The 23,670-nt window shown below is 67.3% G+C and carries 24 protein-coding genes and 1 tRNA gene; 16 read left to right on the top strand and 9 right to left on the bottom strand.

Annotated features, from left to right (window positions below):
* Positions 1 to 7 precede the first annotated feature (7 nt).
* Entirely contained in the window at positions 8 to 928 is a 921-nt protein-coding gene (locus AC5ZH6_RS25325; protein ID WP_020173234.1) for a metal-dependent hydrolase, read from the top strand.
* 14 nt (positions 929 to 942) lie between these two features.
* A complete protein-coding gene (locus AC5ZH6_RS25330; protein ID WP_020173233.1) occupies positions 943 to 2,082 on the top strand; it encodes a PDR/VanB family oxidoreductase in 1,140 nt (379 codons plus the stop codon).
* Here the strand turns inward: AC5ZH6_RS25330 and AC5ZH6_RS25335 are convergent.
* Positions 2,066 to 3,634 carry an MFS transporter gene (locus tag AC5ZH6_RS25335; protein ID WP_020173232.1) on the bottom strand — a complete coding sequence of 523 codons (1,569 nt, stop codon included), beginning with the start codon at positions 3,632 to 3,634 and terminating at the stop codon, positions 2,066 to 2,068. The two genes, AC5ZH6_RS25330 and AC5ZH6_RS25335, sit on opposite strands and share 17 nt — an antisense overlap.
* A 104-nt stretch (positions 3,635 to 3,738) precedes the next feature.
* Between AC5ZH6_RS25335 and AC5ZH6_RS25340 the strand changes: the two genes are divergently transcribed.
* The gene (locus AC5ZH6_RS25340) at positions 3,739 to 4,347 is read left to right on the top strand and encodes a TetR/AcrR family transcriptional regulator (protein WP_006370000.1); all 609 of its coding nucleotides are present in this window, start codon (positions 3,739 to 3,741) and stop codon (positions 4,345 to 4,347) included.
* 59 nt (positions 4,348 to 4,406) lie between these two features.
* A complete protein-coding gene (locus tag AC5ZH6_RS25345; protein ID WP_006370001.1) occupies positions 4,407 to 5,177 on the top strand; it encodes a MerR family transcriptional regulator in 771 nt (256 codons plus the stop codon).
* Positions 5,178 to 5,212: 35 nt separating this feature from the next.
* Here the strand turns inward: AC5ZH6_RS25345 and AC5ZH6_RS25350 are convergent, their stop codons facing one another.
* The 3 genes from AC5ZH6_RS25350 to dcd form a co-directional block, all read right to left on the bottom strand.
* Positions 5,213 to 6,502 carry a hypothetical protein gene (locus tag AC5ZH6_RS25350; protein ID WP_265077091.1) on the bottom strand — a complete coding sequence of 430 codons (1,290 nt, stop codon included), beginning with the start codon at positions 6,500 to 6,502 and terminating at the stop codon, positions 5,213 to 5,215.
* Positions 6,503 to 6,613: 111 nt separating this feature from the next.
* Entirely contained in the window at positions 6,614 to 8,050 is a 1,437-nt protein-coding gene (locus tag AC5ZH6_RS25355) for a UDP-glucose dehydrogenase family protein (protein ID WP_006370003.1), read from the bottom strand.
* A 264-nt stretch (positions 8,051 to 8,314) separates the two neighbouring features.
* Complete coding sequence (gene dcd / locus AC5ZH6_RS25360) at positions 8,315 to 8,890, bottom strand: dCTP deaminase (protein WP_014361808.1); 576 nt, start codon at positions 8,888 to 8,890, stop codon at positions 8,315 to 8,317.
* Between the two features lie 105 nt (positions 8,891 to 8,995).
* Here dcd and AC5ZH6_RS25365 point away from each other — a divergent pair, with 105 nt between their 5' ends.
* The 3 genes from AC5ZH6_RS25365 (at position 8,996) to AC5ZH6_RS25375 (ending at position 10,630) form a co-directional block, all read left to right on the top strand.
* Complete coding sequence (locus AC5ZH6_RS25365; RefSeq protein WP_271354352.1) at positions 8,996 to 9,613, top strand: maleylpyruvate isomerase family mycothiol-dependent enzyme; 618 nt, start codon at positions 8,996 to 8,998, stop codon at positions 9,611 to 9,613.
* A gap of 82 nt (positions 9,614 to 9,695) precedes the next feature.
* A tRNA-Gly gene (locus tag AC5ZH6_RS25370) sits at positions 9,696 to 9,766 on the top strand.
* 690 nt (positions 9,767 to 10,456) lie between these two features.
* Positions 10,457 to 10,630 carry a hypothetical protein gene (locus AC5ZH6_RS25375; protein ID WP_158512645.1) on the top strand — a complete coding sequence of 58 codons (174 nt, stop codon included), beginning with the start codon at positions 10,457 to 10,459 and terminating at the stop codon, positions 10,628 to 10,630.
* Between the two features lie 275 nt (positions 10,631 to 10,905).
* Here AC5ZH6_RS25375 and AC5ZH6_RS25380 read toward each other — a convergent pair whose 3' ends face one another.
* A complete protein-coding gene (locus AC5ZH6_RS25380) occupies positions 10,906 to 11,484 on the bottom strand; it encodes a TetR family transcriptional regulator (RefSeq protein ID WP_014361810.1) in 579 nt (192 codons plus the stop codon).
* Between the two features lie 88 nt (positions 11,485 to 11,572).
* Between AC5ZH6_RS25380 and AC5ZH6_RS25385 the strand changes: the two genes are divergently transcribed.
* The 3 genes from AC5ZH6_RS25385 (at position 11,573) to AC5ZH6_RS25395 (ending at position 14,064) form a co-directional block, all read left to right on the top strand.
* Entirely contained in the window at positions 11,573 to 12,478 is a 906-nt protein-coding gene (locus tag AC5ZH6_RS25385; RefSeq protein ID WP_271354353.1) for an SDR family oxidoreductase, read from the top strand.
* Positions 12,479 to 12,640: 162 nt separating this feature from the next.
* Positions 12,641 to 13,279 (top strand): TetR family transcriptional regulator, encoded by a 639-nt coding sequence (locus tag AC5ZH6_RS25390; RefSeq protein ID WP_271354354.1) that lies wholly within the window; start codon positions 12,641 to 12,643, stop codon positions 13,277 to 13,279.
* 5 nt (positions 13,280 to 13,284) lie between these two features.
* A complete protein-coding gene (locus AC5ZH6_RS25395) occupies positions 13,285 to 14,064 on the top strand; it encodes an SDR family NAD(P)-dependent oxidoreductase (RefSeq protein WP_271354355.1) in 780 nt (259 codons plus the stop codon).
* Between the two features lie 100 nt (positions 14,065 to 14,164).
* Here the strand turns inward: AC5ZH6_RS25395 and AC5ZH6_RS25400 are convergent, their stop codons facing one another.
* On the bottom strand, positions 14,165 to 14,581 hold the full coding sequence (locus tag AC5ZH6_RS25400) for a hypothetical protein (RefSeq protein WP_006370033.1): 417 nt from the start codon (positions 14,579 to 14,581) through the stop codon (positions 14,165 to 14,167).
* 114 nt (positions 14,582 to 14,695) lie between these two features.
* Here AC5ZH6_RS25400 and AC5ZH6_RS25405 point away from each other — a divergent pair, with 114 nt between their 5' ends.
* Positions 14,696 to 15,112, top strand: coding sequence for a VOC family protein (locus tag AC5ZH6_RS25405; protein ID WP_006370034.1), 417 nt, complete (start codon positions 14,696 to 14,698; stop codon positions 15,110 to 15,112).
* Here the strand turns inward: AC5ZH6_RS25405 and AC5ZH6_RS25410 are convergent.
* The 3 genes from AC5ZH6_RS25410 to AC5ZH6_RS25420 form a co-directional block, all read right to left on the bottom strand.
* The gene (locus tag AC5ZH6_RS25410) at positions 15,084 to 16,235 is read right to left on the bottom strand and encodes a glycosyltransferase (protein WP_271354356.1); all 1,152 of its coding nucleotides are present in this window, start codon (positions 16,233 to 16,235) and stop codon (positions 15,084 to 15,086) included. The genes AC5ZH6_RS25405 and AC5ZH6_RS25410 overlap by 29 nt on opposite strands.
* A 91-nt stretch (positions 16,236 to 16,326) precedes the next feature.
* On the bottom strand, positions 16,327 to 16,932 hold the full coding sequence (locus AC5ZH6_RS25415) for a LemA family protein (protein ID WP_271354357.1): 606 nt from the start codon (positions 16,930 to 16,932) through the stop codon (positions 16,327 to 16,329).
* Complete coding sequence (locus tag AC5ZH6_RS25420) at positions 16,929 to 17,777, bottom strand: DUF3137 domain-containing protein (RefSeq protein ID WP_271354358.1); 849 nt, start codon at positions 17,775 to 17,777, stop codon at positions 16,929 to 16,931. The genes AC5ZH6_RS25415 and AC5ZH6_RS25420 overlap by 4 nt, the downstream gene beginning before the upstream one ends.
* Positions 17,778 to 17,941: 164 nt before the next feature.
* Here AC5ZH6_RS25420 and AC5ZH6_RS25425 point away from each other — a divergent pair, with 164 nt between their 5' ends.
* From AC5ZH6_RS25425 to AC5ZH6_RS25445, 5 genes are all read left to right on the top strand, one after another.
* Complete coding sequence (locus AC5ZH6_RS25425; protein ID WP_271354359.1) at positions 17,942 to 18,583, top strand: maleylpyruvate isomerase family mycothiol-dependent enzyme; 642 nt, start codon at positions 17,942 to 17,944, stop codon at positions 18,581 to 18,583.
* A gap of 214 nt (positions 18,584 to 18,797) precedes the next feature.
* Positions 18,798 to 19,289, top strand: coding sequence for a MarR family winged helix-turn-helix transcriptional regulator (locus tag AC5ZH6_RS25430; protein ID WP_006370039.1), 492 nt, complete (start codon positions 18,798 to 18,800; stop codon positions 19,287 to 19,289).
* Entirely contained in the window at positions 19,289 to 20,119 is an 831-nt protein-coding gene (locus AC5ZH6_RS25435) for an MSCRAMM family protein (protein ID WP_006370040.1), read from the top strand. Before AC5ZH6_RS25430 ends, AC5ZH6_RS25435 begins: the two co-directional genes overlap by 1 nt.
* On the top strand, positions 20,116 to 20,925 hold the full coding sequence (locus tag AC5ZH6_RS25440) for a YceI family protein (RefSeq protein ID WP_006370041.1): 810 nt from the start codon (positions 20,116 to 20,118) through the stop codon (positions 20,923 to 20,925). The genes AC5ZH6_RS25435 and AC5ZH6_RS25440 overlap by 4 nt, the downstream gene beginning before the upstream one ends.
* A gap of 77 nt (positions 20,926 to 21,002) precedes the next feature.
* Positions 21,003 to 23,651: an MFS transporter gene (locus tag AC5ZH6_RS25445; protein ID WP_496167969.1), complete on the top strand. Its 2,649-nt coding sequence runs from the start codon at positions 21,003 to 21,005 to the stop codon at positions 23,649 to 23,651.
* Positions 23,652 to 23,670: the final 19 nt, after the last annotated feature.

Raw genomic sequence — 23,670 nt, forward strand, 5'->3', positions numbered from 1 at the left:
AACGATCATGTCTGCCCAGGCCCATTCCATCAACGACTCCCGCGAGCCCGCCGACGCCGACGGGTCCGACCCCGGCCCCGTCGAATTGCACGCCCGCAACGTTGCTTTCGACTGGACGCAGACACCACTGCACTGGATTCCCGGACACCCGGTCGCATCGAACTTCATCAGCGTGCTCAATCTCCTTCTCCCCGAGGGAGAACGGTGGTTCGTACAGACCTACAACGAGGCACTGCCGCTGGTGCGCGACGACGAACTCGCCGCAACGATGCGCGGATTCATCGGCCAGGAGGCCATGCATGCCGAGGCCCACGACCACGTGCTGTGGGAGTTCCTCGACCACCACGGCATCGATCCGCGCCCGTTCTGTCGGCAGATGGAGTGGATCTTCCGGAAGTTGTTGGGGCCACTGGAGAAAGCCACTCCGGCGGCACGCCAGAAACACCTCATCGAACGTTTGTGGCTGATCGCAGCGCTCGAGCACTACACCGCCATCCTCGGTGACTTCGCGCTCAACAACACCTGGGTCGAGCACGGTGCCGACCCGGCGATGACGGATCTGTTCACCTGGCACGGCGCGGAGGAGGTCGAACATCGGGCGGTCGCTCACGAGGTCGCGGTGTATTTCGGCGACAGCTACCTGCGTCGCGGGCGGGCCATGCTGGTGGCACTGCCGGTCTTGCTGCTGCTCGTCAATCGTGGGTTCCGGTTCATCATGAAGTCCGACCCGACGATCGACTACAACTTCTTCCAGCGCGAGTACCACTACTTCCGCGGGGTCCGGGCCGGGGTCCTGCCGAAGATGTGGAAGATCGTCTTCTCGACCTTCAGCTACTTCCGTCCGGGGTTCCATCCCAACGAAATCGGTTCCACCGCGCAGGCCGTCGCTTATCTGGCGGCCTCACCGGCGGCCCGGAACGCGAGCTGAGGAGCTGCGACAAGATGAACCAGCGCGCACATCCCCACACGACGACGTTGACCTCTCCGCCACCGCATCTCTACGGGCGCTGGCGCCACGACCCGTTGCTGACCGTCGGCACGGCCATCTCGAAGATCTGGTGGCCACTGTGGCGGCCGTTGTCGCCGCTGCACGACACCGTCGCCGACAACGGCATCACCGTGGTGCGCGTCGTCAGCCGTGAGGTGGTCGCCGAGGACGAGAACGTCGTCGCACTGACCTTCGCCGACCCCGACGGCGGGCTCCTGCAGCGCTGGCACGCCGGGGCACACCTGGATCTGCTGTTGCCGTCGGGCCGGATGCGTGAGTATTCGCTGTGCGGCGATCCCGCCGATCAGTACACCTATCGCATCGCCGTGCGCCGCATCCCCGACGGCGGTGGCGGATCGATCGAAGTGCACGACACGCTGAAGGTCGGTGATCTCCTCTCGATCAAGGGCCCGCGCAACGCATTTCCGATCTCGCTTCCGGGTCATGGCTCCGCGGCGACAAAGCTGCGGTTCATCGCCGCGGGCATCGGGATCACACCGATCCTGCCGATGCTCGCCGCCGCCGAACGCTTCGGTCTGGACTGGTCGATGATCTACACCGGCCGCTCGCCCGAGTCGATCCCGTTCCGTGACGAGGTCGCGCGCTTCGGCGACAAGGTGACCATCCGCACCGACGACGCCGACGGACTTCCGACGATGGACGCACTCCTCGGTGACGTCGACCCCGAGACCGGTCGTGCCCCATCGGGTCTCGCGGTGTACTGCTGTGGCCCGGTGCCGATGCTGGAAAGTCTGCGCCGACATCTCGCCGACCGCCCCGACATCGAGCTGCACTATGAGCGATTCACCCCACCGCCGGTGGAGAACGGCCGTGAGTTCATCGCGACCATCGCCTCCACCGGTGCCGAGATCACAGTCGGTGCAACCGAATCGCTGCTCTCTGCTGTGCAGCGCGAGATCCCGTCGGTGCCGTACTCGTGTCGACAGGGCTTCTGCGGAACCTGCAAACTCGGGACCCTCGCCGGGGCGATCGACCATCGCGACAACATCCTCACCGAGCCCGAGCGCGCCGCAGGTCAGATCCTGACCTGCGTCTCACGCGCCCAGGGCGATCACCTCACGCTCGATCTCTGACCAAGACGTCGGCGGTATCACTTTCGGCAGCAACGGAATCCGCGGCGGGCGACACGCCACGCGGCGCTCCGCGCAACAGTGCCGCCGCGGCCACTGCCGCGGCCGTGGTGATGGCCACCGCGACCCACACCGCCGAGTGCAGCCCGTCGACGAAGACGTCTTGCACGGCCGCGCGCATGGCGTCGGCCGCGGCACCCGGCGCCCGCCCGGCGACCTCGACACCGGCCATCACCGACTGTTCGGCGATGGCGCCCGCCGCATGGGGAACACCAAGCGCGGCAAGCTTGTCCCCGACCCCCGAGGTGTAGACCGAGGTGAGCACCGACCCGAGCACCGCAACCCCCAGCGTGCCGCCGACCTCGCGCGTGGTGTCGTTGACGGCACTGCCCGCACCGGCTTGTTCGGGCTTGAGCGCATCCATGATCAGTTGGGTGCACGGGCCGGAGATGAACGCCAATCCCATGGCCATCAGCGACATCGACCAGATGATCAGTTCCCAATAACCCGAAGTACGCGTGGAGAATTCGACCAGCGCGAAGCCGCCGGCCATCAGCAGCGCTCCGGCCACCACCACCGGACGTGGCGAGAAGCGGTGCGACAGCGCCATCGCGACCGGCGAGAAGACGGCCATCACCACCGCGAACGGCAGTGTGCGCACACCGGCGTCGAGCGGGCCGTATCCCTTGACTGCCTGGAAGAACTGGGTGATGAGGAAGATGAATCCGAACAGCGCGAAGAATGCGACGCTGACCATGCCTGCGGCGGTGGCGAAGTGGCGATTGGCGAAGAGCCGGACGTCGAGAATCGGATGTGCGATGACGAGTTGGCGCCAGATGAACAGCCCGATCACCACCACGGCACCGGCGAGACCACCGATGGTCCGCGGATCGCCCCACCCGAAGTGCGGCCCCTCGATCAGCGAATAGACCAGCAGGCCGAGGCCGACGATCGAGAGCAGCAGACCGCCGATGTCGAAGCGGGACACCGTCGTCGGACGCGTTCCGGGTACGACGGCGACGATCGCGGCCGCCGCGATCACCCCCATCGGCAGGTTCACCCAGAACACCGACGACCAACTGAAGTGCTCGAGCAGCCACCCACCGAGCACCGGACCGATCGCGACCGCCACGCCCGACGTCGCCGCCCAGACCCCCACGGCCGCAGCACGTTCGCGCCCCTCGGCGAAGATCGTGGTGATGAGGGCCAGGGTCGCCGGAAAGACCAGTGCGGCAAAGAGTCCCAGTCCGCCACGGGCGGTGATCAACTGCCCCAGGGTCTGCGACTCGGCCGCGAGCGCCGAGACGGCAACGAATCCGGCGATGCCGAGCAGCAGCATCCGGCGATGCCCGTAGCGGTCACCGAGATATCCGCCGGTGACGAGGAGACCGGCGAACACGAGGGTGTAGGCGTCGACGATCCATTGCAGTCCGGAGATGCCGGCGTCGAGATCGCGCGACATGGTCGGCAGCGCGACATTGACGATCGTGTTGTCGATCATCACGAGTAGTTCGGCGAAGCACAGGGCGCCCAGCGCCCACCAACGAGTCCGCATCACACGTCCTTTCGGGAAACGGCCAGAAGAGTTCTGTAACGGCGATCCATTGTTGTAGCACGTTGTTCTACACAAGAAGAACACTGTTCTAGTAGGTTGTCAATATGGCCAGCCCCTCGACCCCCGGTTCTCCGACGCGCGCTTCCTCACCCCAGCGCCGCACCCCTGCCACCGAGGTTCGCGCCAATCTGATCCGCGCCGGGCGCCGCATTCTCGAGACCGACGGGGTCAACGGCCTCACCGTGCGGGCGGTCGCAAAGGCCGCGGGGGTCGCGCCGATGGGTGTCTACAACCACTTCGACGGCAAGGAAGGACTGCTCGACGCCCTGGTCAGCGACGCCTTCGTCGAGTTGGGACGGGTTGTTGCCACCACCGAGGCCGACGCCACCGAGCGACTGGCCCACAGCGGGCGGGCCTACCGGCAGTTCGCCCTCGATTACCCGATGCTCTACGCGCTGATGTTCTCCGCGGACTGCGATCCGTCGACCGAGGCCGCCGCGTCGGCGTTCGACGCACTCGCCGACGTGATTCGCTACGGTCAGGTCGCGGGCGTGATCCGGGTGGGCGACCCGCTGGAATTGGCGATGCAGGTGTGGTCGTGTGTCCACGGCGCGGTCAGCCTCGAGTTGGCGGACGCGGGTCCACCCTTCATCGATCCCGCGCAGAACTATGGCGCGGTGATCGCACTGATCGCGCGCGGACTGCGCCCCTGACCACTCGCAGTTCGCCGACCTGGCCGAACGTCGAGGCCCATCTGAGAGAATGTGCAATCGTGACCGAATACCGGATTGACGACCTGGCGCGCGCGGCCGGGACGACCACCCGGAATGTGCGCGGGTATCAGGACCGTGGCCTGCTACCGCGACCGCTCCGACGCGGGCGCATCGCCATCTACACCGATGCCCACCTCAAGCGCCTGAAGGTGATCAACGACCTGCTCAAGCGTGGTTTCACGATTCGCCACATCGGCGAATTCCTCACCGGGGTACAGCGCGGCGACGACCTCGCCGACGTCCTCGGGCTGCGCGAGGTGGTCTCCGAGCGGTGGTCGACGACGCAATCGGCGACGGTGAGCGCCGACGAACTCGCCGAGATGCTGCACACCACCGACCCCGACAACATCGCTCGGCTCACCGAGTTCGGCCTCATCCGGCCCGACTCCGACGATCCCGACCCGAAGGGTTACGTGATCCTCGACCCCGAGACCGTCGCCGGATACGGCCGCCTCGTCGCGCTCGGTCTCACCCTGAGTCACATCCTCGACGTCCACGCCGAACTCGATCGCGCGATGGATGCCGCCGCGAACACCCTCATCTCCGCGGGCCGGCGTCAGGTGACGCTGGGGCATGCCGACGGGTGGATTCCGCAGACTGCCGAGGAGTCCGAGAAGACCACCCGGCTCCTCACCGAACTCCGTCGCTCAGGCCAGGTTTCGGCGCACAATGCGCTCGACCGCGCACTCGATCGGGACATGGCACGCCAGCTCGCCGACTACCTCGACGCCGCACGCGAATCCGGCCAGGACCCCGAGCTCGCCGACTGACCCATCGGGCGCAGAACTCGCCGGGCTCGCGCGCCTCACGGAATGACGATGGGCGGGCGACCGGGGATCGGGATGGTCAGTCGGGGCGCGGGTCGCGGCTGAGCCCGGCGTGGTGGGTTGTTGGGGGTGCGCGAGTTGGTCTGAACCGGCGGCGGAGGCGGCGGTGGCGTCGTATAGACGACCGCGGGTTGACGCGCCTGCACCAGATCGGACGGGTCGGCGAACTGCGGTGGCGAGGTCGGCGTCGACGACGTCGCGGCGGCCTGCTCGGTGGTCGTCGAGACCGCGGCCGCAGGCGGTGCCGGTGCGGGCGAGCTACCGGCGGACGACACGGCCATCGCGGCCCCGAAGACGAGCAGCACCCCGGCCACGGCACCGCCGAGCAGCCAGCGCGGCCGCGAATACCATCGGCGATCAGCCGCGTGGAGCTCCGAACCGGCAAACACACCGTGGTCGTAGAGGGAATCCTCGTGAAGTGGATCGTCGCTGTGGGGATGATCGTCGCCGTGTAGTACCGGAATCTTGTCGGTCACCGTGAGGATCTCCTCGGTGACGGCGTCGGCGACCTCGGGCGTGGACTGCTCGGCGGCGAGTGACCCTGGGGCAGGCGGCTCGGCGGCAGGCGGCTCGGTGGCAAGCCCTGTGGCGATCGGTGCGGGCTCCACGACGCTGACGACGTCACCGCTGACCGGGCCGGGGGTCGGGAAATCGCCGGACGGCGTCGGTGTCACGCCATGGGTCGGCGTGTGCAGGCTGGCCTCGTCGTCGACGACGATGACCGGCTTGCGGCGCGCGTCGGCGAGCATCGCGGGCAGTCCGGGCCACTGCGTATGGGTGGTGGTGAGCACGACGGGTGCATCGGTGGACCCGGTCTGCGCGAGCACCGCGTCGAGATGTACCGCGAGGTCGGCGACCAGCGCGGCGGTGGCCACCTCGACGTCGCGTCGCGTCACGCGGAACAGCCGGACCTGCCGCTCACCCATGATGAACGCACCGCCCGACGCCGCGAGCCGGGTGCGGGCCCGGCCGGCCAGTTTGCGGAGTTCGTCGCGCCACTCGTCATCGGTGGGGCGGTTGACCCGCCCGACCGCGACGAGGTGGTCGGCGAGTGCGCGATCGAGCTCGCGCGGCGTGATGTCGTGCAGCGGGGGTGCAGCCAGAAGTACCTGGTCATCGACGGTGTCGGCGACCACGATCACCGCTCCGGTGACGTCGAGGTCCACGACCGCGGCGACATGCGCGCCCAGGGTGGAGACCCGCTGTCGGACCGGCTCGGTGAGAGCCGCGTCGATCACGCGGGTTGCGGTGTGTGACTGTTCGATCATCGTGGGTGACATTCCTGCGGTCGTCGGGGGCGCGGCACTCGTCGACCGATTACCCCGGTCGAACCGGGATGAATCCCGGTCGCCCGGACGCCCACCTGCGCCCATCGATTGTCAACTTAGCATGTGACCGCGTCGTGACCGGACCGATGAGAGAGCAGTCATCCGGTCGGCGGGCCCGGCGACCTCCGCCGATGTGGTCACCGGCGATGGTCGGCGAACCTCGCCGCCGAGGGCCCGATACTCCCAACCGGCCGCCCGCCACTGCGCTGCTGCGAGGCATCGGCGGCCATCGACGATGACGCGGTGCGCGACGACGCCGTCGAACTCGTCGGGGCTCATGTGGACGAATTCGGCCCATTCGGTGGCCAGTGCGAGGACGTCGGCGTCGGCGGCCGCGGCGCGTGCGGTGTCGGCGAAGTGGAGCATCGGGTACATGCGGCGCGCGTTGTCGGAGGCCTTCGGGTCGAAGACCGTCACCGACGCACCCCGCAACGCGAGCTGGCCGGCCACCGAGAGGGCCGGCGAATCACGGACGTCGTCGCTCTCGGGTTTGAATGCGGCGCCGAGGATCGCGATGTTCGCACCGATGAGATCACCGGGGCAGGCGTCCTCGATCAAATCGACCATCGCCGCACGCCGGCGCATGTTGATCGCGTCGACCTCGTGCAGGAAGCGCAAGGTGCGCCCGGCGCCGAGCTCCTCGGCGCGTGCCATGAACGCGCGGATGTCCTTGGGGAGGCAACCACCGCCGAAACCCAAGCCGGCGTTGAGGAATCGTCGACCGATCCGGTTGTCGTAGCCGATGGCGTCGGCCAGGGCCGAGACGTCGGCGCCGACGACCTCACACAATTCACTGACGGCATTGATGAACGAGATCTTGGTCGCCAGAAAGGCATTCGCGGAGGTCTTCACCAATTCCGCAGTGGCCCAATCGGTGGTAACCATCGGGACGCCGGTGTCGAGGATCTCGCGGTACACCTCGCCGATCACCGCGACCGCGGCGCTCGACGACGGATCATGCGCCGGGTCGGTGCCGACGACGATGCGATCGGGGCGCAGCGTGTCCTCGACGGCGAATCCCTCGCGCAGGAACTCCGGACTCCATGCCAGTTCGACGTCGGCGAGGTCGCCGGTGATCGCCGCGATCCGCTCGGCGAGTTCGGCCGAGGTTCCCACCGGGACAGTCGATTTCCCGATGATCAGGTGCTCGCCGCGCACGAGCCCGGCGAGCGTTTCCACAGCCGAGAAGACGTGTGAGGTGTCGGCGCCGTAGCCGCGCGCCTGTTGCGGGGTGCCCACACCGACGAAGTGCACGTCGCCGTGGTCGGCGGCCGCTTGCATCGACGTCGAGAACTCGAGGCGGCCGGCGGCGATGTTGCGGCGCAAGATGTCGGAGAGTCCGGGCTCGAAGAACGGCACCTCACCGGCGCGCAGGCGGGCGACCTTCTCGGCGTCGACATCGACCCCGAGGACGTCATGCCCGAGTTCGGCCATGCAGGCCGCGTGCGTCGCGCCGAGGTAACCACATCCGATCACGGTGAGCTTCATAGGAGTAGACGTACGCGCGGCGTCGGGCGCACAGCCCACCATGGCGTGGCGACGCAGCGACGCGTCGGTGAACTCCCGCCCTCTCCCCGATGGTCGAGGTCTTCCCTCCGACGACCGTCGCCTTTCCCGATCGTCGACACCTCCCCCGATGGTCGAGGCCTCCCCCCGATGGTCGACGCCTTCCCCCGATGGTCGAGGTGAGAGGAGCGATAGCGACGAACCTCGAGACCACCCTCACCGACGCCGGAACCCGCCCACGACCCTTCAGTCCGCGTCGCGCACGAAGTTCAGATACGCCTTCGACGGCGTCGGTCCCCGCTGCCCCTGGTATTTCGAGCCGACCGCGGCACTTCCGTACGGGTTCAGCGCGGCACTGGTCAGCCGCAGCAGACAGAGCTGCCCGATCTTCATCCCCGGCCACAGCGTGATCGGCAGGTTCGCCACATTCGACAGCTCGAGGGTGATGTGACCGGAGAACCCCGGGTCGATGAACCCCGCGGTCGAGTGCGTCAGCAGCCCGAGACGTCCCAGTGACGACTTGCCCTCGAGTCGGCCGGCGAGGTCGTCGGGCAGGGTGCACACCTCCAGCGTCGACCCGAGCACGAACTCGCCCGGATGCAGCACGAACGGCTCCCCCGGAGCCGGCTCGACCAGGGTCGTCAGCTCGTCCTGGCGCTGTGCGGGGTCGATGTGGGTGTAGCGGGTGTTGTTGAACACCCGGAACAACCCGTCGAGGCGCACATCGATGCTCGACGGCTGGACGAGAGCAGCGTCGAACGGGTCCAGCGCGAGGCGCCCGCTGTCGATGGCGGCATGGATGTCGCGGTCGGAGAGCAGCACACTGCGAGGCTATCGGACCAGCGTGCGCAGACGTAGCAGAAGGTTCGCCCAGGGAGTGACGTTCTGCTACGTCTGCGACGCTGGGAAGACGTACCGTCACTACCCATGGACGACGGGCAGCTCTTCGCCGAGATCGCCGATGAGCGTCGGCGTCTGGCCGACCAACTGAGCGGGCTGACCGACGAACAGTGGGCCACACCGTCGTTGTGCGCGGGCTGGACCTGTCGGGACGTCGTGGCGCATCTGGTGATGCCGCTGGTGGTATCGACGCCGACGATCGTCCTCGCGATGATCCGCGCGTTCGGCGACTTCGACAAGGCCAACGTCGCGGTGACGACCAAGGTCGCGCAGCGTTACGACGACCTGGCCGCAGTGCTGCGCGACAAGGCCGACAAGCGATTCACCCCGCCCGGCAACGGACCGCTTGCACCCTTGAGCGACATCGTGATTCATGGAGCCGACATCCGCCGACCACTCGGTCTGCCATCGACCACCGATCCCGACCGTCGTCGGACCGTCCTGGACTTCCTCGTCACCCCCAAGGCGTCGCGCGGCTTCACCGACGGTGTTGCCCCGGTCCGCTGGGTGGCGACGGATCTCGACTGGACCTTCGGCGACGGGCCCGATGTCCGGGGTCCCGCCGAGTCGTTGATGCTGGTCATGACAGGCCGTGGCATCGCCATGGCCGATCTCACCGGCGACGGGGTCGCGACGCTGACCTGAACGCGCCGCATGTCGCGACCTGCTGCGACGCGCTCGACAGATCCTTTGCTAGCATTGCCGTCGCGGGTCCTCGGGTCCGCACGCCGATGTAGTTCAATGGCAGAACATCAGCTTCCCAAGCTGAATACGCGGGTTCGATTCCCGTCATCGGCTCCGCAGGTCAGAGGGCATTTTCGCCCTCTGACCTTTTTCATTGGATAGGCGCTGCAACCAATCAGGGTTACGTCCACGCGCTCGAAGACCCGATCACACCGGTATGGCGCGACGGCCAGGACGCCGCCGACCAGTACCTCCACCAGTTACCCGGACCCGTCGCGCCGGCACTACTCGCCGCGATCCTCGACGCCACACGGGACAAGGACGGCGGACCGCACTACGAGGCCGGATTCCGTGAGCGTCGTCGCGAAGCTCTCGACCCCAGATCCTGTCCGCTGACTTCCGTTCGCCCCGGACAGTTCAGCCGTGGCCGCGTCATGCGGCATCGAGCCCCTGAGCGCGCGTTGCCGATTCCCGACCTCGCGCCCGTCGTTCTCATACCGCTCGAAGCAAACCAGCGGGCAGCATGTAGCCCAGTCCTCACCCGTGCCGTGAGACCACCACTCTCGATGTCGCGAATTGCGAGCCGGTGTCACAGCGATACCGCCTACCCCTCGGGTCAGGTGGCAATCGGTCGTTGGTCCATGCGGTAAGTGCATGGTCCGTCGGTCGATTCCAGCGATGGGGGTTCTGGCTTCTACCACCCTAATGATGTATTTGGCACCCTCCCACGGATGGATTACACCGTAGGTGCTGTTCCTGTCTCGTCGATTCACAGCAGGTAAAATCGGACATGAGGAGGTAACCGTGACACGACCACAACTCACAATGATCGCTGGTGCGATCCTCGCCGCCTTCGGAACCGGCGGAATGGTAGCGCGCGGCTCGTACACCGAAGCCGCTATCGTCGCCGCCGCGTGGCTGATCCTCGTCGGCCTGTTCTTCATCGTTCGCCCCCGGAATGACGCTGAAGCCTCGTAGCCCCAGAACGCAGAGAAGCGCCCCACCGAATCACTCAGAGCCAGTGGGGCACGCACACACCGCAACCGACCTTCGGCCGGCATCGTCTTCTGGTACCGGCGGAACCGGTCATTGACCACGCCCGTCTCGACGATCAGGCCGCGAGTGCCGGTGTCGATCTACGCGGCGGACGGCGGGGGCCCACCGAAAGGGGCCGCGGTTCCGCTGAACATGGACTCCGACTTGACGTTCCGCGGAACGCGACGACGGCGAAACGACCCGCGGAACGCCGGTGTTCACGAACTCAGGCGTCGGGCGACGGTGCGGACGTCGTCGAGCGCGGCACGAATGAGAACATCCATCGCCCGCCCATTGTCCTCGTCGATCCATTGCGCGAACGCCGAGTTGAACGCGGTGATGCCCATTTCGGCGGCGAGTCGGGCCGTCGTCTCGTCGACGCCGCGATCGCACAGCCCGGCGGTGAGAGCCGCGGTGAGGGTGGCCATCTTGAACAATTCCCGTTCCTGCAGTTCGGGATTCGCGTCGATCACGGTTTGTCGGCGTCGTGAGAACGGCTGGCGTTCCATGGTGAAGAACGCGGTCACCGCGGCTTCGAGGGCATCGCCCACCGCTTCGAGCGGGCCCACATCCGGTGCCACTGAGTCGAGCGCCGACATCGCGGCGTCCCGCAGCCCGGCACCGCCGTCAAAGAGCACTTCGCGTTTGTCGCCGAAGTGGCGGTAGAAGGTGCGCTCGGTGACCTCGGCGCGCTCGGCAATGTCGGCCACCGAGGTTTTGTCGAACCCGCGCTCGACGAACAGATCCAGGGCAGCGAGCATCAGCCGCTCCCGTGAACCGTCCGGCCATCGTCCCATGTGACGATGATAGGTGATGACAGGTTCTGACATCACAGGTAAGGTCTGTGATGTCAGACCATGACATCACTCACCACAGGAGTCTTCCATGCGGGTATTCATCACCGGCGCTTCCGGCCACGTCGCGTCGGCACTCATCCCAGAACTTGTTTCCGCTGGACACCAGGTCGCCGGGTTGGCGCGCTCGGACGAAGCAGCCGAGGTGGTCGCCGCACGAGGGGCTCAGGTGGTGCGCGGTGACCTCGGCGATCTCGACGTCCTCCGCGGTGCCGCGGCGGCCGCCGACGGTGTCGTCCACCTTGCGTTCCGGCATGACCTGATGCAGGTTGGCGACATGGTCGGAGCCGCCGACGCCGACCTGGCCGCGGTGAACGCGATCGCCGACGAACTGACCGGAACGGGCAAGGCGCTGGTCGGAACCTCCGGCACCGCGATGCTCGCGTTGATGGGGATCACCGGACGGCCCGGGCTCGAGTCGGACGCCTTCGACGGCGGCCCTCGTATCGACACCGAGAACCTGATCATCGGCTTGGCGGACAAGGGAGTTCGGTCATCGATCGTCCGGCTGCCACCGACCGTGCACAGCGACCTCGACCACCACGGTTTCGTCCCCGGACTGATCGGTTTCGCCCGCCAAAATGGTGCGGCCGGCTACCTCGGCGACGGTGCCAACCGGTGGCCTGCGGTGCACACCCGCGACGCCGCGCGCCTTTATCGGCTCGCGGTGGAATCGGCCCCGGCGGGAACGCGCCTGCACGCGGTCGCCGACGACGGGGTGCCGTTCCGTGCCATCGCGGCTGCGATCGGACGCGGGCTCGACCTCCCGGTGAAGTCGGTGGGAGCCGACGACGCTCCGCAGATGTTCGGTTATCTCGCCGGGTTCGTCGGGGTGGACAACCCGACCTCGTCGTCGGCGACTCGCGCGTTGCTGAGCTGGGAGCCGACCGAGCCGGGTCTCCTCGAGGATCTCGGTCAGCCACACTACTTCGCCTGAGCCAGCTCGATCCGAGTACCACTTTCGCCGAAGCAACACGCTCCCAAGCCGAGTACATCCTCGGCTCCGGCACGCGCGATTCATGCGCTACTGCCACCCCGACATCGCGCAAAACATACCGCCCGGTTTGTCAAAACCTACCGGTTGGTTTATTCTCGACTCGTGAGTCCAGCCGAACCATCGACCGCCAAAGGTGCCGCCACCCGCGCCCACCTGTTGACGGTCGCTGCCCAGCGCTTCGCCGAGAACGGTTACAGCTCAACCAAGTTCGCCGACCTCATCGCAGCATCTGGACTCACCAAGGGGGCCTTCTACTTCTACTTCCGGTCGAAGGCCGAGCTCGCGCGAGCGGTTGTCGACCATCAGGAAAAGCTGTGGATCGAGGCCGTGCAGACGCGGGTACTCGCTCAGCCGACGCCGGTGCTGCAACTCATGGAGGTGATCCCGGCCATGTTGAACCACCTCCAGAACGACCCGGGCGCATGGAGCGTCATCCGTCTGGTTCGTGAGCTCGCCGGCGAGGACACCGACTTCGTCAAACCCGTGGACGCGTGGATCGCGCTCGTCGCCAACATCATTCGCGAGGGGCAAGACGCAGAACAGATCCGCACCGACATCGATCCCGACGCCCTCGCCGCAGTACTCGTGGGCGCGTTCGACGGCATCAAGACCTTGGTCGACGCGGGGGCCGCCGACAGACGGGATCGAGATCTGGCTCGCTACACCGACATCCTCATGATGCTGGCCGCCTCCGGCCTCGACATCAAACCCGACAGGGACATCAAACCCGACAGGACGTGATCACCATGGAGTATCGCACCATCACCACACTCATCACCGGCGCCAGTGGCGGAATCGGTGAAGAGTTCGCCAGAACGCTTGCGGCCAAGGGCGCCAACGTCATTCTGGTGGCGCGCAGCGTCGACAAGCTCACCGCCCTCGCCGACGAACTGCGCAACAAGCACGGGATCCGCGCCGACGTGATCGGGTCGGACCTGTCCGTGCCCGGCGCCGCGACTTCGCTTGTCGCCGAGGTCGACAAACTCGGCGTCGACGTCGACTTCCTGATCAACAACGCCGGATTCGGCACCCACGGCGATCTGGCCGACGCCGACCCCGACCGGATCCGCGACGAGGTCGCCCTCAACGTGGCCGCGCTGACCGACCTCACCACCATCTATCTGCAGCGCATGACGGCCCGCAAGACCGGCTCGATCATCAACGTCGCGAGCACCGCCGCCTTCCAGCCGGTGCCGCATATGGCCGTCTACGCGGCGACCAAGGCCTACGTCCTCTCGCTCAGCGAGGCGCTGTGGTGGGAGGCCAAGCGCGACGGCGTCCGCGTGCTCGCACTCTGCCCGGGCGCCACCGACACCGCGTTCTTCGACGTCGCAGGCTCCGACGACGCGGCCGTCGGCACGCGACGCAGCACCCGGCAGGTCGTCGACGCCGCGCTCTCGGCACTCGAGGCCGGCAAGCCCAGCGTCGTCGACGGAGCGTTCAACAAGCTCAGTGCGGGCTCCAGTCGATTCGCGCCACGGCGACTGGTGTTGGCCGTCGCCGAACGTGCGGTGCGGTCGCGGTGAAACCCCTACCCGATCGACGCGAAACAGCGCCCGATCGATGTAAAACAGCGCCCGATCGACGCAGATGAGCGCACGGTCGACGCCGAGGCGAGCCAGCCGCTCAGCCCTGAGGCCCTCGATGTAGCTGCCGCTGCCCTACCGCCAGCCGGGAGGCACGATGGACACACCACACCGTCCAGAACGCCGAGCACACCGCCAACGTCAGCAATTCGCTTGTCAGCCACCACAATCGGCCGCCATCGACGGTGTTGGACGGGTCTTGGACGATGAGGACGGCAGCTCCCACGCCCAACGCTGCCACCACACCCGACGGCCAGGCGGCGCGTGCCTCGAGATGATGCTTCTCCTCGATGACCGCGGCCGCGCGCACCTCCCTGCCCGACACGGCGGCGTCGTCGTCGAGATCCGCCAGTGCGACGAAGAGGTCGGGGTCGCGCCGCACCTGCGCTGACCGTCGATACGACAGCACCCACCCGCCCACCGCAACAACGGCGACGAGGAGTGAGAGGTAGACCACAACCCAGGCTAACCCTCATGCGGCGCCGGGGCGCGATGAATTCGGCCACCGCGTCGGGTCTACCTGTCTGACCCTGTCCGGAACAGGACACCGCACAACCGCAGGAGACCTCCGATGCACAACATGCTGTTCCTGAACCTGCCCGTCGACGATCTCGCCCGCTCGCGGAAATTCTTCACCGACCTCGGCTACACCATCAACGAGAAGTTCTCCGACGAGAACGCGATCACCGTGGTCCTCGGCGAGAGCTTCGTCGCCATGCTCCTCACACGCGACTTCTTCGGCTCCTTCCATCCCGCGACCACCGCCGATGCCACGACCACCAAGGAGTGCATCATCTGCCTCGACGCCGAGTCCCGCGACGCCGTCGACGCCTTGGTCGACCGGGCGATCGCGGCCGGCGCCAAGCCGGGTGACACCGAGGATCACGGCTTCATGTACGGCCGCAGTTTCGACGACCCCGACGGCCACTCGTGGCAGATCGCGTGGATGGATCCGGCTGTCATGCAGGGCGATACGGCCGAGTCCTGAGCACGGGGTCGGGTGCGCCGAGATGCACCGCGAGCATCCGCCGCACCGACTCGGGCCACGCGAACGCGGCGGCCCGCTGCCGAGCAGCCCGTTCACGCTGCGCACGCGGCACCGTCAACACCCGCTCGATCGCGGAAGCGAAAGCGGCACCGGTGTTCTCGGCGACAGCACCGCAGGTGTCGTCGACGAGTTCGTTGACCGCGGACGAGCGGGAGGCGACGACGGGCGTCCCCGACGCGAGCGATTCGAGTGCGGCCAGGCAGAAGGTTTCGTGCGGACCGGGCGCCAGCGAGACGTCGGTGCTGGCCAACAGTGCCGCCACCTGCCCGCGATCGGGGACGTGACCGAGGAAGGTCACCGGTAAGCCGCGACCACGTGCGCTGTGCTGCAACGCCGTTCGCATCGGTCCGTCCCCGGCGACGACGAGATGCGCGGGTATCCCGGCGCGGTCGAGTCGGGCCACCGCGGCGATGCTGCGGTCGGCGCGCTTCTCCACCGACAGCCGACCGCAGTGCACCAGCAACGCGGCATGCGGTTCGGTCCACCGCTGGTGCAGTTCGGGATCGAGCCGACGCGGATCGAACAGGTCGAGGTCGACGCCGAGCGGTACGCGAACGAGGTTGTGCGCACCGATCTTCTCGAACTCGGTGGCGGCAAATGCGGTGGTGCACACCACCGAGTCGTAGGTGTCTGCGGTGGCACGGTTGGCGCGGTCGGCGAGGACTCGGGCCGCGGCGGCCGGCAGCATCAGGCCGAGGAGTCGGTCGAGTCGCTCGTGCGACACCATCGTCGAGTGGATGCCACGGCGTCGGGCCCAATTTCCGAAGCCGCGCAACGTGAGTCGGTCCGACACCTCGATGGCGTCCGGTCGCAGCGTCGCAAGGATGTCGGCCACACGTCGTGGTGGGGCCAGCCGGTAGCCGCCGGCGAACGGCACCCGCGGTGCGGGTACCGACACCTTCGCGACGCCGGATGGCAGCACCTCTTCGGCATATCGTGCGCCGGGCACGATCAGCACCACCTGGTGTCCGGCGCCGACGTAACCCGCACCCCACCGATCGACGGCAGTCCGTAGTCCACCGGATCGCTCTCCATAGAAGTTCGCGAGTTGCACGATACGCATGAGCCCAGTGAGCCGTGCGCGTGTGAACACCGCGCCATCGGCCGCCGACCTGCATGTGAACCGCACGAGTACGTGCCGGCGACGCCGCCGCTCAGGCCTCGGGACGGTCCCGGCGCAGCAGGTCGCCGACGTCGGGCACGTCACGAACCGCGGGCGACGTCGGCTCGAAATACTCTGCGCGGCCCACATGATGGGCCGCGGCCACCCACCCCGACGGCATCGATTCGATCCGGGTGTTCAGTGCGCGCACGTTGGCGTTGTAGAGCCGACGTGCGGCGGCGATCCGGTCCTCGGTGTCGGCGAGTTCACGCCGCAGCGCGTCGTATCCACGCACCGCCTGCACCTGCGGGTACTGCTCGGCCAGCGCCTCCATCCGGGTCAGCGAGGTGCTCAACGACTCCTCGGCTGCGGCGACAGCGACGACGTCGGCGTCGTCGCGCGCCGTCAACCGTTGTGCGTCGGCGCGGGCACGCGTGACCGACTCGAGCACTCCCTGTTCGAATGATGCCGCCTGACGCACGGCCGCAACGAGATTGGGTACGAGGTCATGGCGGCGCTGCAACTCGACGTCAACCTGCTTCCACGACTCGGCCACCAGGTTGCGCAGTCGAACGAAAGCGTTGAACGCCGACAGGTACCACAGCCCGACACCTGCGAGGACGACCACGACGACGATCACCACGATCCAGGTACTCATGACACGCTCCGCTCGCCCGGACTGGCTGACACCCCGAAGTCGGTCCAGATGAATCTCGGGATCCCGTCGGCGATCAGCGCCATCGCGGCGAACACCTCCGAGATCTGGTGTGGCCGATTCCCGAGGGTCGTGACGGCGACCAGGCTGTCGCCGACGATCTCGAACTTCGTCATGATCACCGCGCCGCTCGTGCGGCCCAGTTCGGTGAGGCGCTCGATGGTGCGTGGCGTGAACACCGCGTGCGCGAAGGCCGGATTCGTCGAGTAGACGCTGAATCTCTCGTTGAAGTCCGCCGATTCGAACAGCACGCGTTCTCCGGTGGTGGTGTCGATGGTGACGCCCATCGTCAGTCGCGGCAGCGCCGCAGGCAACCCGAGGGTGAACACGTTGCGGTAGTGCGTCGTCAGATTCACCCGGTTGTTGTTGAGCCAGGTGTAGTGAAAGTACGTCGCCGGATACTCGCCGATGCGACCGGTCATCGCGTCGCGCACCCGCTTGCGTCGGGCCCGCCCGACGGAGAACGGTGTGAAGTCCCACGGCGGTAACGGCCACCCGGACTCGGGAAGATGGTGAAAACCATTGGCGGACGCCCACTCCCGAACCCACCGCCGGCGCGCACACTTGATGATCACCCCGGACGGCACGAAGGCCAGAATCGGGGTGCCCAGCAGGAGAACCCACAACAGGGGCCGTCCGTGACCCTGCCACCACCACACGTGAAAGGCGATCAGCGCGAGAAAGGTCAGCGCCGACAACGTATTCAGGAACCACGTGCGTGACCACCAGGGACCCGAGACGGGCCCACCCGCGCGAGCCCCGTGGCGCCAGTCGTCGATCCCGATCATGGCGAACACGCTAGTCCAGGAGATCCCGTGATCACCGATCGGAGCGGCCCGCCGGTCATTCGGTCGGCTGCTTCCCCGCGATGACTTCTGGGCGCCCGGCGAGTCAGCATCCTCGGAGCAGGAAATCAGACGGCCGGCAGATCAACAGCAGTGGAGGGTGACCGATGGGTTCTCGGCGCGAGGTATGGCCGGTCGTGCACGCCGAACGCCGACGGCTCGTCGATGCACTCGAGAACGTCGACGAGGATGCCTGGGCCACACCGTCGCTGTGCCCGGGTTGGGATGTCCACGACGTGCTGGCCCATCTGGTCGACGGCGCCCGCACCACACGGACCGCCTTCGTGTGGCGGATGATGCGCTCGCGCTTCGATTTCGACGCCGACAACGACCGCGGGATCGTCTCGGCGAAGGCTCCGGACCCACGTGAGACCCTTGCCCGTCTAGCACGGTCGGCGCAGCTGCGCCGCACCCCGCCGGCGGCACCGGCGACGCGGCTCGTCGAGGTGTTCATCCATGGTGAGGACATCCGCCGACCTCTCGGTATCGACGCCGACCTCCCCGTCGAGCACGTCATGACCGCGCTGGTCCATCAGACGCGCACCCGGGTCGCCTGGGGAGGCGGGCGCGAGCGGGTGGACGGGATGCACCTCGTGGTCACCGACGCCGAGATGCTCTACGGCGAGGGCCCCACGGTGCGCGGTCGGGCGATCGATCTCCTGCTCGCGGTGTCGGGACGACCGGTCGCCGACGGGGCTCTCACCGGGCCGGGCGCCGCACGGCTCCGGACTTACGCCGTCGCCCACTGAACCACGTTCGGACGTCAGTGAAGATCGGCCCCATCGGGCAGACCCGACATCACCGATGTACGTAATGTCCGAATCTTCCTGATCTGCAGAATCTTTCGGCGAACTTGTAACCCACTTCACACCGATCCGACGAGCGATCTGACGGGTACTTCGCTTAGAGTAACTAAGTAATTAGTTACCCAAGGTCAACTATCAATCCGTTCGGTGGTGAGTCATGGACGAGATGTCCGGCGCAGCGTCCGTCGCGACCCTCAGCGACGCGGCCGCGATCCATCGCGACCTCATCCGGATCGGACGGGCCATCCGCGCCCGGTCCGACGCCGGACCGTTGTCGCCGGGTCAGCTGTCGGCGTTGTGGACGATCGCGCAAAACGCCCCGATCCGCGCCACCGAACTCGCCACGCGGGAGTCGGTGGCCGGCCCGACCATGTCACGGGTCGTCGCGTGCCTCGAGCAATCCGGCATGGTCACCCGCACCACCGATCCGCACGACGGCCGCGTCAGCCTACTGACCCCCACAGCCACCGGCTACCAGTACATGCGCGGTGCCACCTCGCGGAAGTCGGACCTGTTCGAGGAGGCACTCGACCGCCTCGAACCCGCCGACCGCCTCGCGGTCACCCGCTCGATGCGACTGCTCGCCGACACCGTCTGCGAGCTCGACCACCCGTCCACAGCCCCACACACTGCAGAGGAAGGAGCCTGATGGAACCCGCCATCAACGGTCACGGAGGTTCAGGCCTCAACAATTCGGGTCGCGGCGACTCGGTTGTCGGCCTGATCCAGGGCGTGGTCCACCGCCCGGACGGTGGCCCGATCGCCGATGCCACCGTCACCGTCATCGATCCCGGCGGCAGCCAGGCCGCCCGTACCATCGCCGGTGCCGACGGCACCTTCGGTGTGCGGGTCGCCGGCGCCGGCCACTACGTGCTCGCCGTCTCTGCGGCCGGCCACGAGCCGGCCGCGGTCACCGTCACCGTGGGGACCGCCCCGGTCGACACCGAGATCATCCTCGCGTCGATGGGGACCCTCGCGGGCATCGTGACCACCTCGGCCACCGGCGAGCCGGTCGCCCGCGCGACCATCGCCATCGCCGACCGCACCGGTCAGGTCGTGGCGACCACGGTCACCGACGGTGCCGGCCACTGGCAGATCGGCGGGCTCGGCGACGACACCCTCACCGTCATCGTCACCGCTGCAGGCTGCGATCCGGTCGCCGAGACAGTCCACCTCGCCGACGGCGAGATCACCACCGTGCTGCGCACCGCAGCCGAACTCACCGGCGTGATCACCGACGGCACCACCGGCGCCGGGACCCCCGTGGGGCACAGCCAGGTGGCACTGCTCAACGACGCCGGGGAGATGGCCGCGAGCACCCTCACCGACGAGGTGGGCCGCTACCTGTTCGCCAACCTCACCCCGGGTGACTACACCGTCGTCGCCAACGGCTACGCACCCGTGGCTGCCACCATCGACGTCGCGGCGGGTCGCGTCGCCAACCACGAATTCGTCTTGGGCGCAAGGGGGCAGGCATGAACGCCACCATCACCGCACGCGTCGTCAGTACCGCCGGACGGCCGGTTCGCGACGCCATCATGACGATCATGTCCGACGCCGGCGCGCAGCAGGCCGTCGCCCGCTCCGACGACAACGGCACCGCGGTCGCCGATGACCTCGGCACCGGGACCTACACCGTGGTCATCGCCGCCGAGGGCTACCAGCCGACCGCGCGGGTGGCCGTGGTGGCCGGCGCCGGGACCGTCAGTCTCGGCGAGATCACCGCGGTACGCGCAGGCGACGCACCCACCCCGAGTACCGGCCACTGGGAGATCGACCCGGGACACTCGTTGCTCGAGATCAGCGTGCGCCACTTCGGGATCTCCACCATCCGTGGACGTTTCACCGATTTCACCGGGCACATCGAGGTCCCCGAATCGGTCGAGCAGTCCTCGGTGTTCGCCGAGATCAAGACCGCCAGCATCGACACCGACAACCGGACGCGTGACGAGCATCTGCGCTCGGATGCGTTCTTCGACGTCGAGAGCTTCCCGGTCGCCACCTTCGCCGCCTCCGGCGTCCGGCCGCGTGGTGACGACACCTGGACCCTGGCCGGCACGCTGACGCTGCGCGGGCATGCGGTTCCGGTCGAGCTGGAACTGAGCTATCAGGGCGAGGTCGACGATCCCTGGGGTGGCCGTCGCGCGGCCTTCGGCGCGACGGGGACGTTGCACCGCAACGACTTCGGCATCAGCTTCGACGACACGCTCATCAGCGGTGTGGCCCAGATCGGTGGCACCGCACGGATTTCCCTCGAGGTCGAGGCGGTCCGGACCGACGGATGACTCCGTCACCCCAGTTGTTCGCGGACACGGTCAGCGCCGACCGCACAGAATTGACATATTGATCTGAAAGGCAGGACATGTCGAATACCGCAGTCGCCGAGACCGGCGCCGCTGCCGGACCGCCACGCCGGTCCCGGCAGCGCTCGCTGGAGGAGCTCGGTCCTCACTACAAGTGGATTGCGTTGTCCAACACCACGTTGGGCATGCTCATCGCCACCATCAACTCCTCGATCGTGCTCATCGCACTGCCCGACATCTTCAAGGGCATCAACGTCAACCCCCTCGACAGCAGCAACACCAGCTACCTGCTGTGGATGATGATGGGCTTCCTCGTCGTCACCGCCGTCCTCGTCGTCAGCTTCGGCCGCCTCGGCGACATGTTCGGCCGAGCCCGCATGTACAACATGGGCTTCGCCATCTTCACCATCTCCTCGATCTTCCTCGCCATCACCTGGTTCGACGGCAGCGAAGCAGCGATCTGGCTGATCTTCTGGCGCATCGTCCAAGGCGTCGGCGGCGCCTTCCTCATGGCCAACTCCTCAGCCATCCTCACCGACGCCTTCCCCGCCAACCAACGCGGACTGGCCATGGGCATCAACGGAGTCGCCGCCATCGCCGGCTCCTTCCTCGGCCTACTCATCGGCGGCATCCTCGCCCCCATCCAATGGCACTACATCTTCCTCGTCTCGGTACCCTTCGGCGTCATCGGCACCATCTGGGCGTATCTGAAGCTGCACGATCTCGGTGAACGCAAGCACGCCAAGATGGACTGGTGGGGCAACATCACCTTCGCCGTCGGCCTCATCGCGATCCTGATCGCCATCACCTACGGCATCCAGCCCTACGGAACCCACGCCATGGGCTGGACCAACCCCTGGGTGCTGACCGGGCTGATCGGCGGCGTCATCGTGTTGGCCGCGTTCGTGTTCATCGAAACCAAGGTCGACAGCCCCCTATTCGAACTCAGCCTGTTCAAGAACCGCTCATTCACCTTCGGTAACCTCGCCAACCTCGCCGGCTCCATCGGCCGCGGCGGTCTGCAGTTCATCCTCATCATCTGGCTGCAGGGCATCTGGTTGCCGCAGCACGGCTACGACTACTCCCGTACCCCGCTGTGGGCCGGTATCTACATGATCCCGATGACCATCGGCTTCCTCATCAGCGCACCGGTCTCCGGAGCACTCTCGGACAAACTCGGCACCAAATGGTTCACCACCATGGGCATGCTGATCACCGCAGGCACCTTCGGCGCGCTCATCGCGATGCCCGTCAACTTCACCTACTGGGTGTTCGCCCTCGTGCTCCTCATCAACGGCATCGGCATGGGCCTGTTCGCCTCCCCCAACCGCGCCGAGGTCATGAACTCCCTACCCATCACCTCCCGTGGTTCCGGTGCAGGCATGATGACCACCTTCCAGAACGCCGCCATGGTCCTGTCCATCGGCCTGTTCTTCTCGCTGATGATCGCCGGACTCTCCACCCACCTACCCGACGCCATGTACTCCGGACTGACCGCCAACGGCATGCCCGCACCCGCCGCCGACGGCATCGCCCACATCCCGACCGTCGGCATCCTGTTCGCCGCATTCCTCGGCTACAACCCGATCCGCGAGGTCGCCGGCCAAGCACTGCAAGGACTCCCACAGTCCAGCGTCGATCACCTCACCGGCCTCAACTTCTTCCCCCACCTGATCAGCGACCCCTTCTCCGACGGCCTCACCGCAGCATTCACCTTCGCACTCATCTGCTGCGTCCTCGGCGCCATCGCCTCACTGTTCACCGGCTCGAAGAAGAAGCCTGCGACTCCGGAGACCGTGGGTGCGGAGTTGGCCGCGGTGGCCGGTGATGTCGGCTTCGGCACGCCGTCCGAGTTGGTCACCGAGGAGGAGTCGACTCGCCCGATGGCTGCGCCGCGGCATCTGTTGACCTCGACCGGCGAGGCCGGGGCGCAACCGGTGCGGCCGCGAATCGCAGGGTTGATCACCTCGGGCGACGGGTCGCCGGTCACCGATGCGGCGATCACCGTCACCGATCTGCGCGGCCATCAGGTCGGCGCGACCGCGGTTCACCCCGACGGGTCGTATGCGGTGACCGATCTGGTCGACGGCACCTACACGGTGATCGCGACGGCTCCCGGGCTCTCGCCGCGGGCGCTGGCGGTCTCGGTGGTCGGGGATCTGGTCTTCCGGCGTGACTTCGCCCTCGGTGGCGGTGCGTCGCTGCGCGGTTGGGTCCGGGACGCGCATCGTCCGTTGCCCGCGAATCTGGTTGTCACCGACCAGTCGGGTGCGGTCATCGCCAACGCTCAGGCCGATTCGGACGGTCGGTTCACCGTCACCGGTCTGTCGGCCGGCGACACCCTCGCGGTGACGGCCTCGGCACCGGGCTATGCGCCGTCGAGCCAGCTGATCACGGTTGAGAACGGTTCTGCCGCTGAGGCCGAGATCGTGTTGTCGGCCACCGGCGGCGTCCAGGGCACGGTCCGGACCGTCGACGGCACCCCGTTGGTCGGGGCGACCGTGTCGGCGATCGGGCCGGATCAGACGATCGTCGCGTCGGTGACCACCGACGCGGACGGCCGCTACCGGATCGAGGGCCTCACCGACGCCCAATTCACGTTGGTCGCCAACATGTATGAGCCGACAGCGGTGCAGGCACGCGTCGTGACCGGCGAGCGCACCACCGTCGACATCGGCCTCGGCGTCGACCGCCCGACGGTGCGGTGAGCACCGCCGAGACGTAACG

It is taken from the genome of Gordonia sp. YC-XJ4, assembly GCF_059511865.1.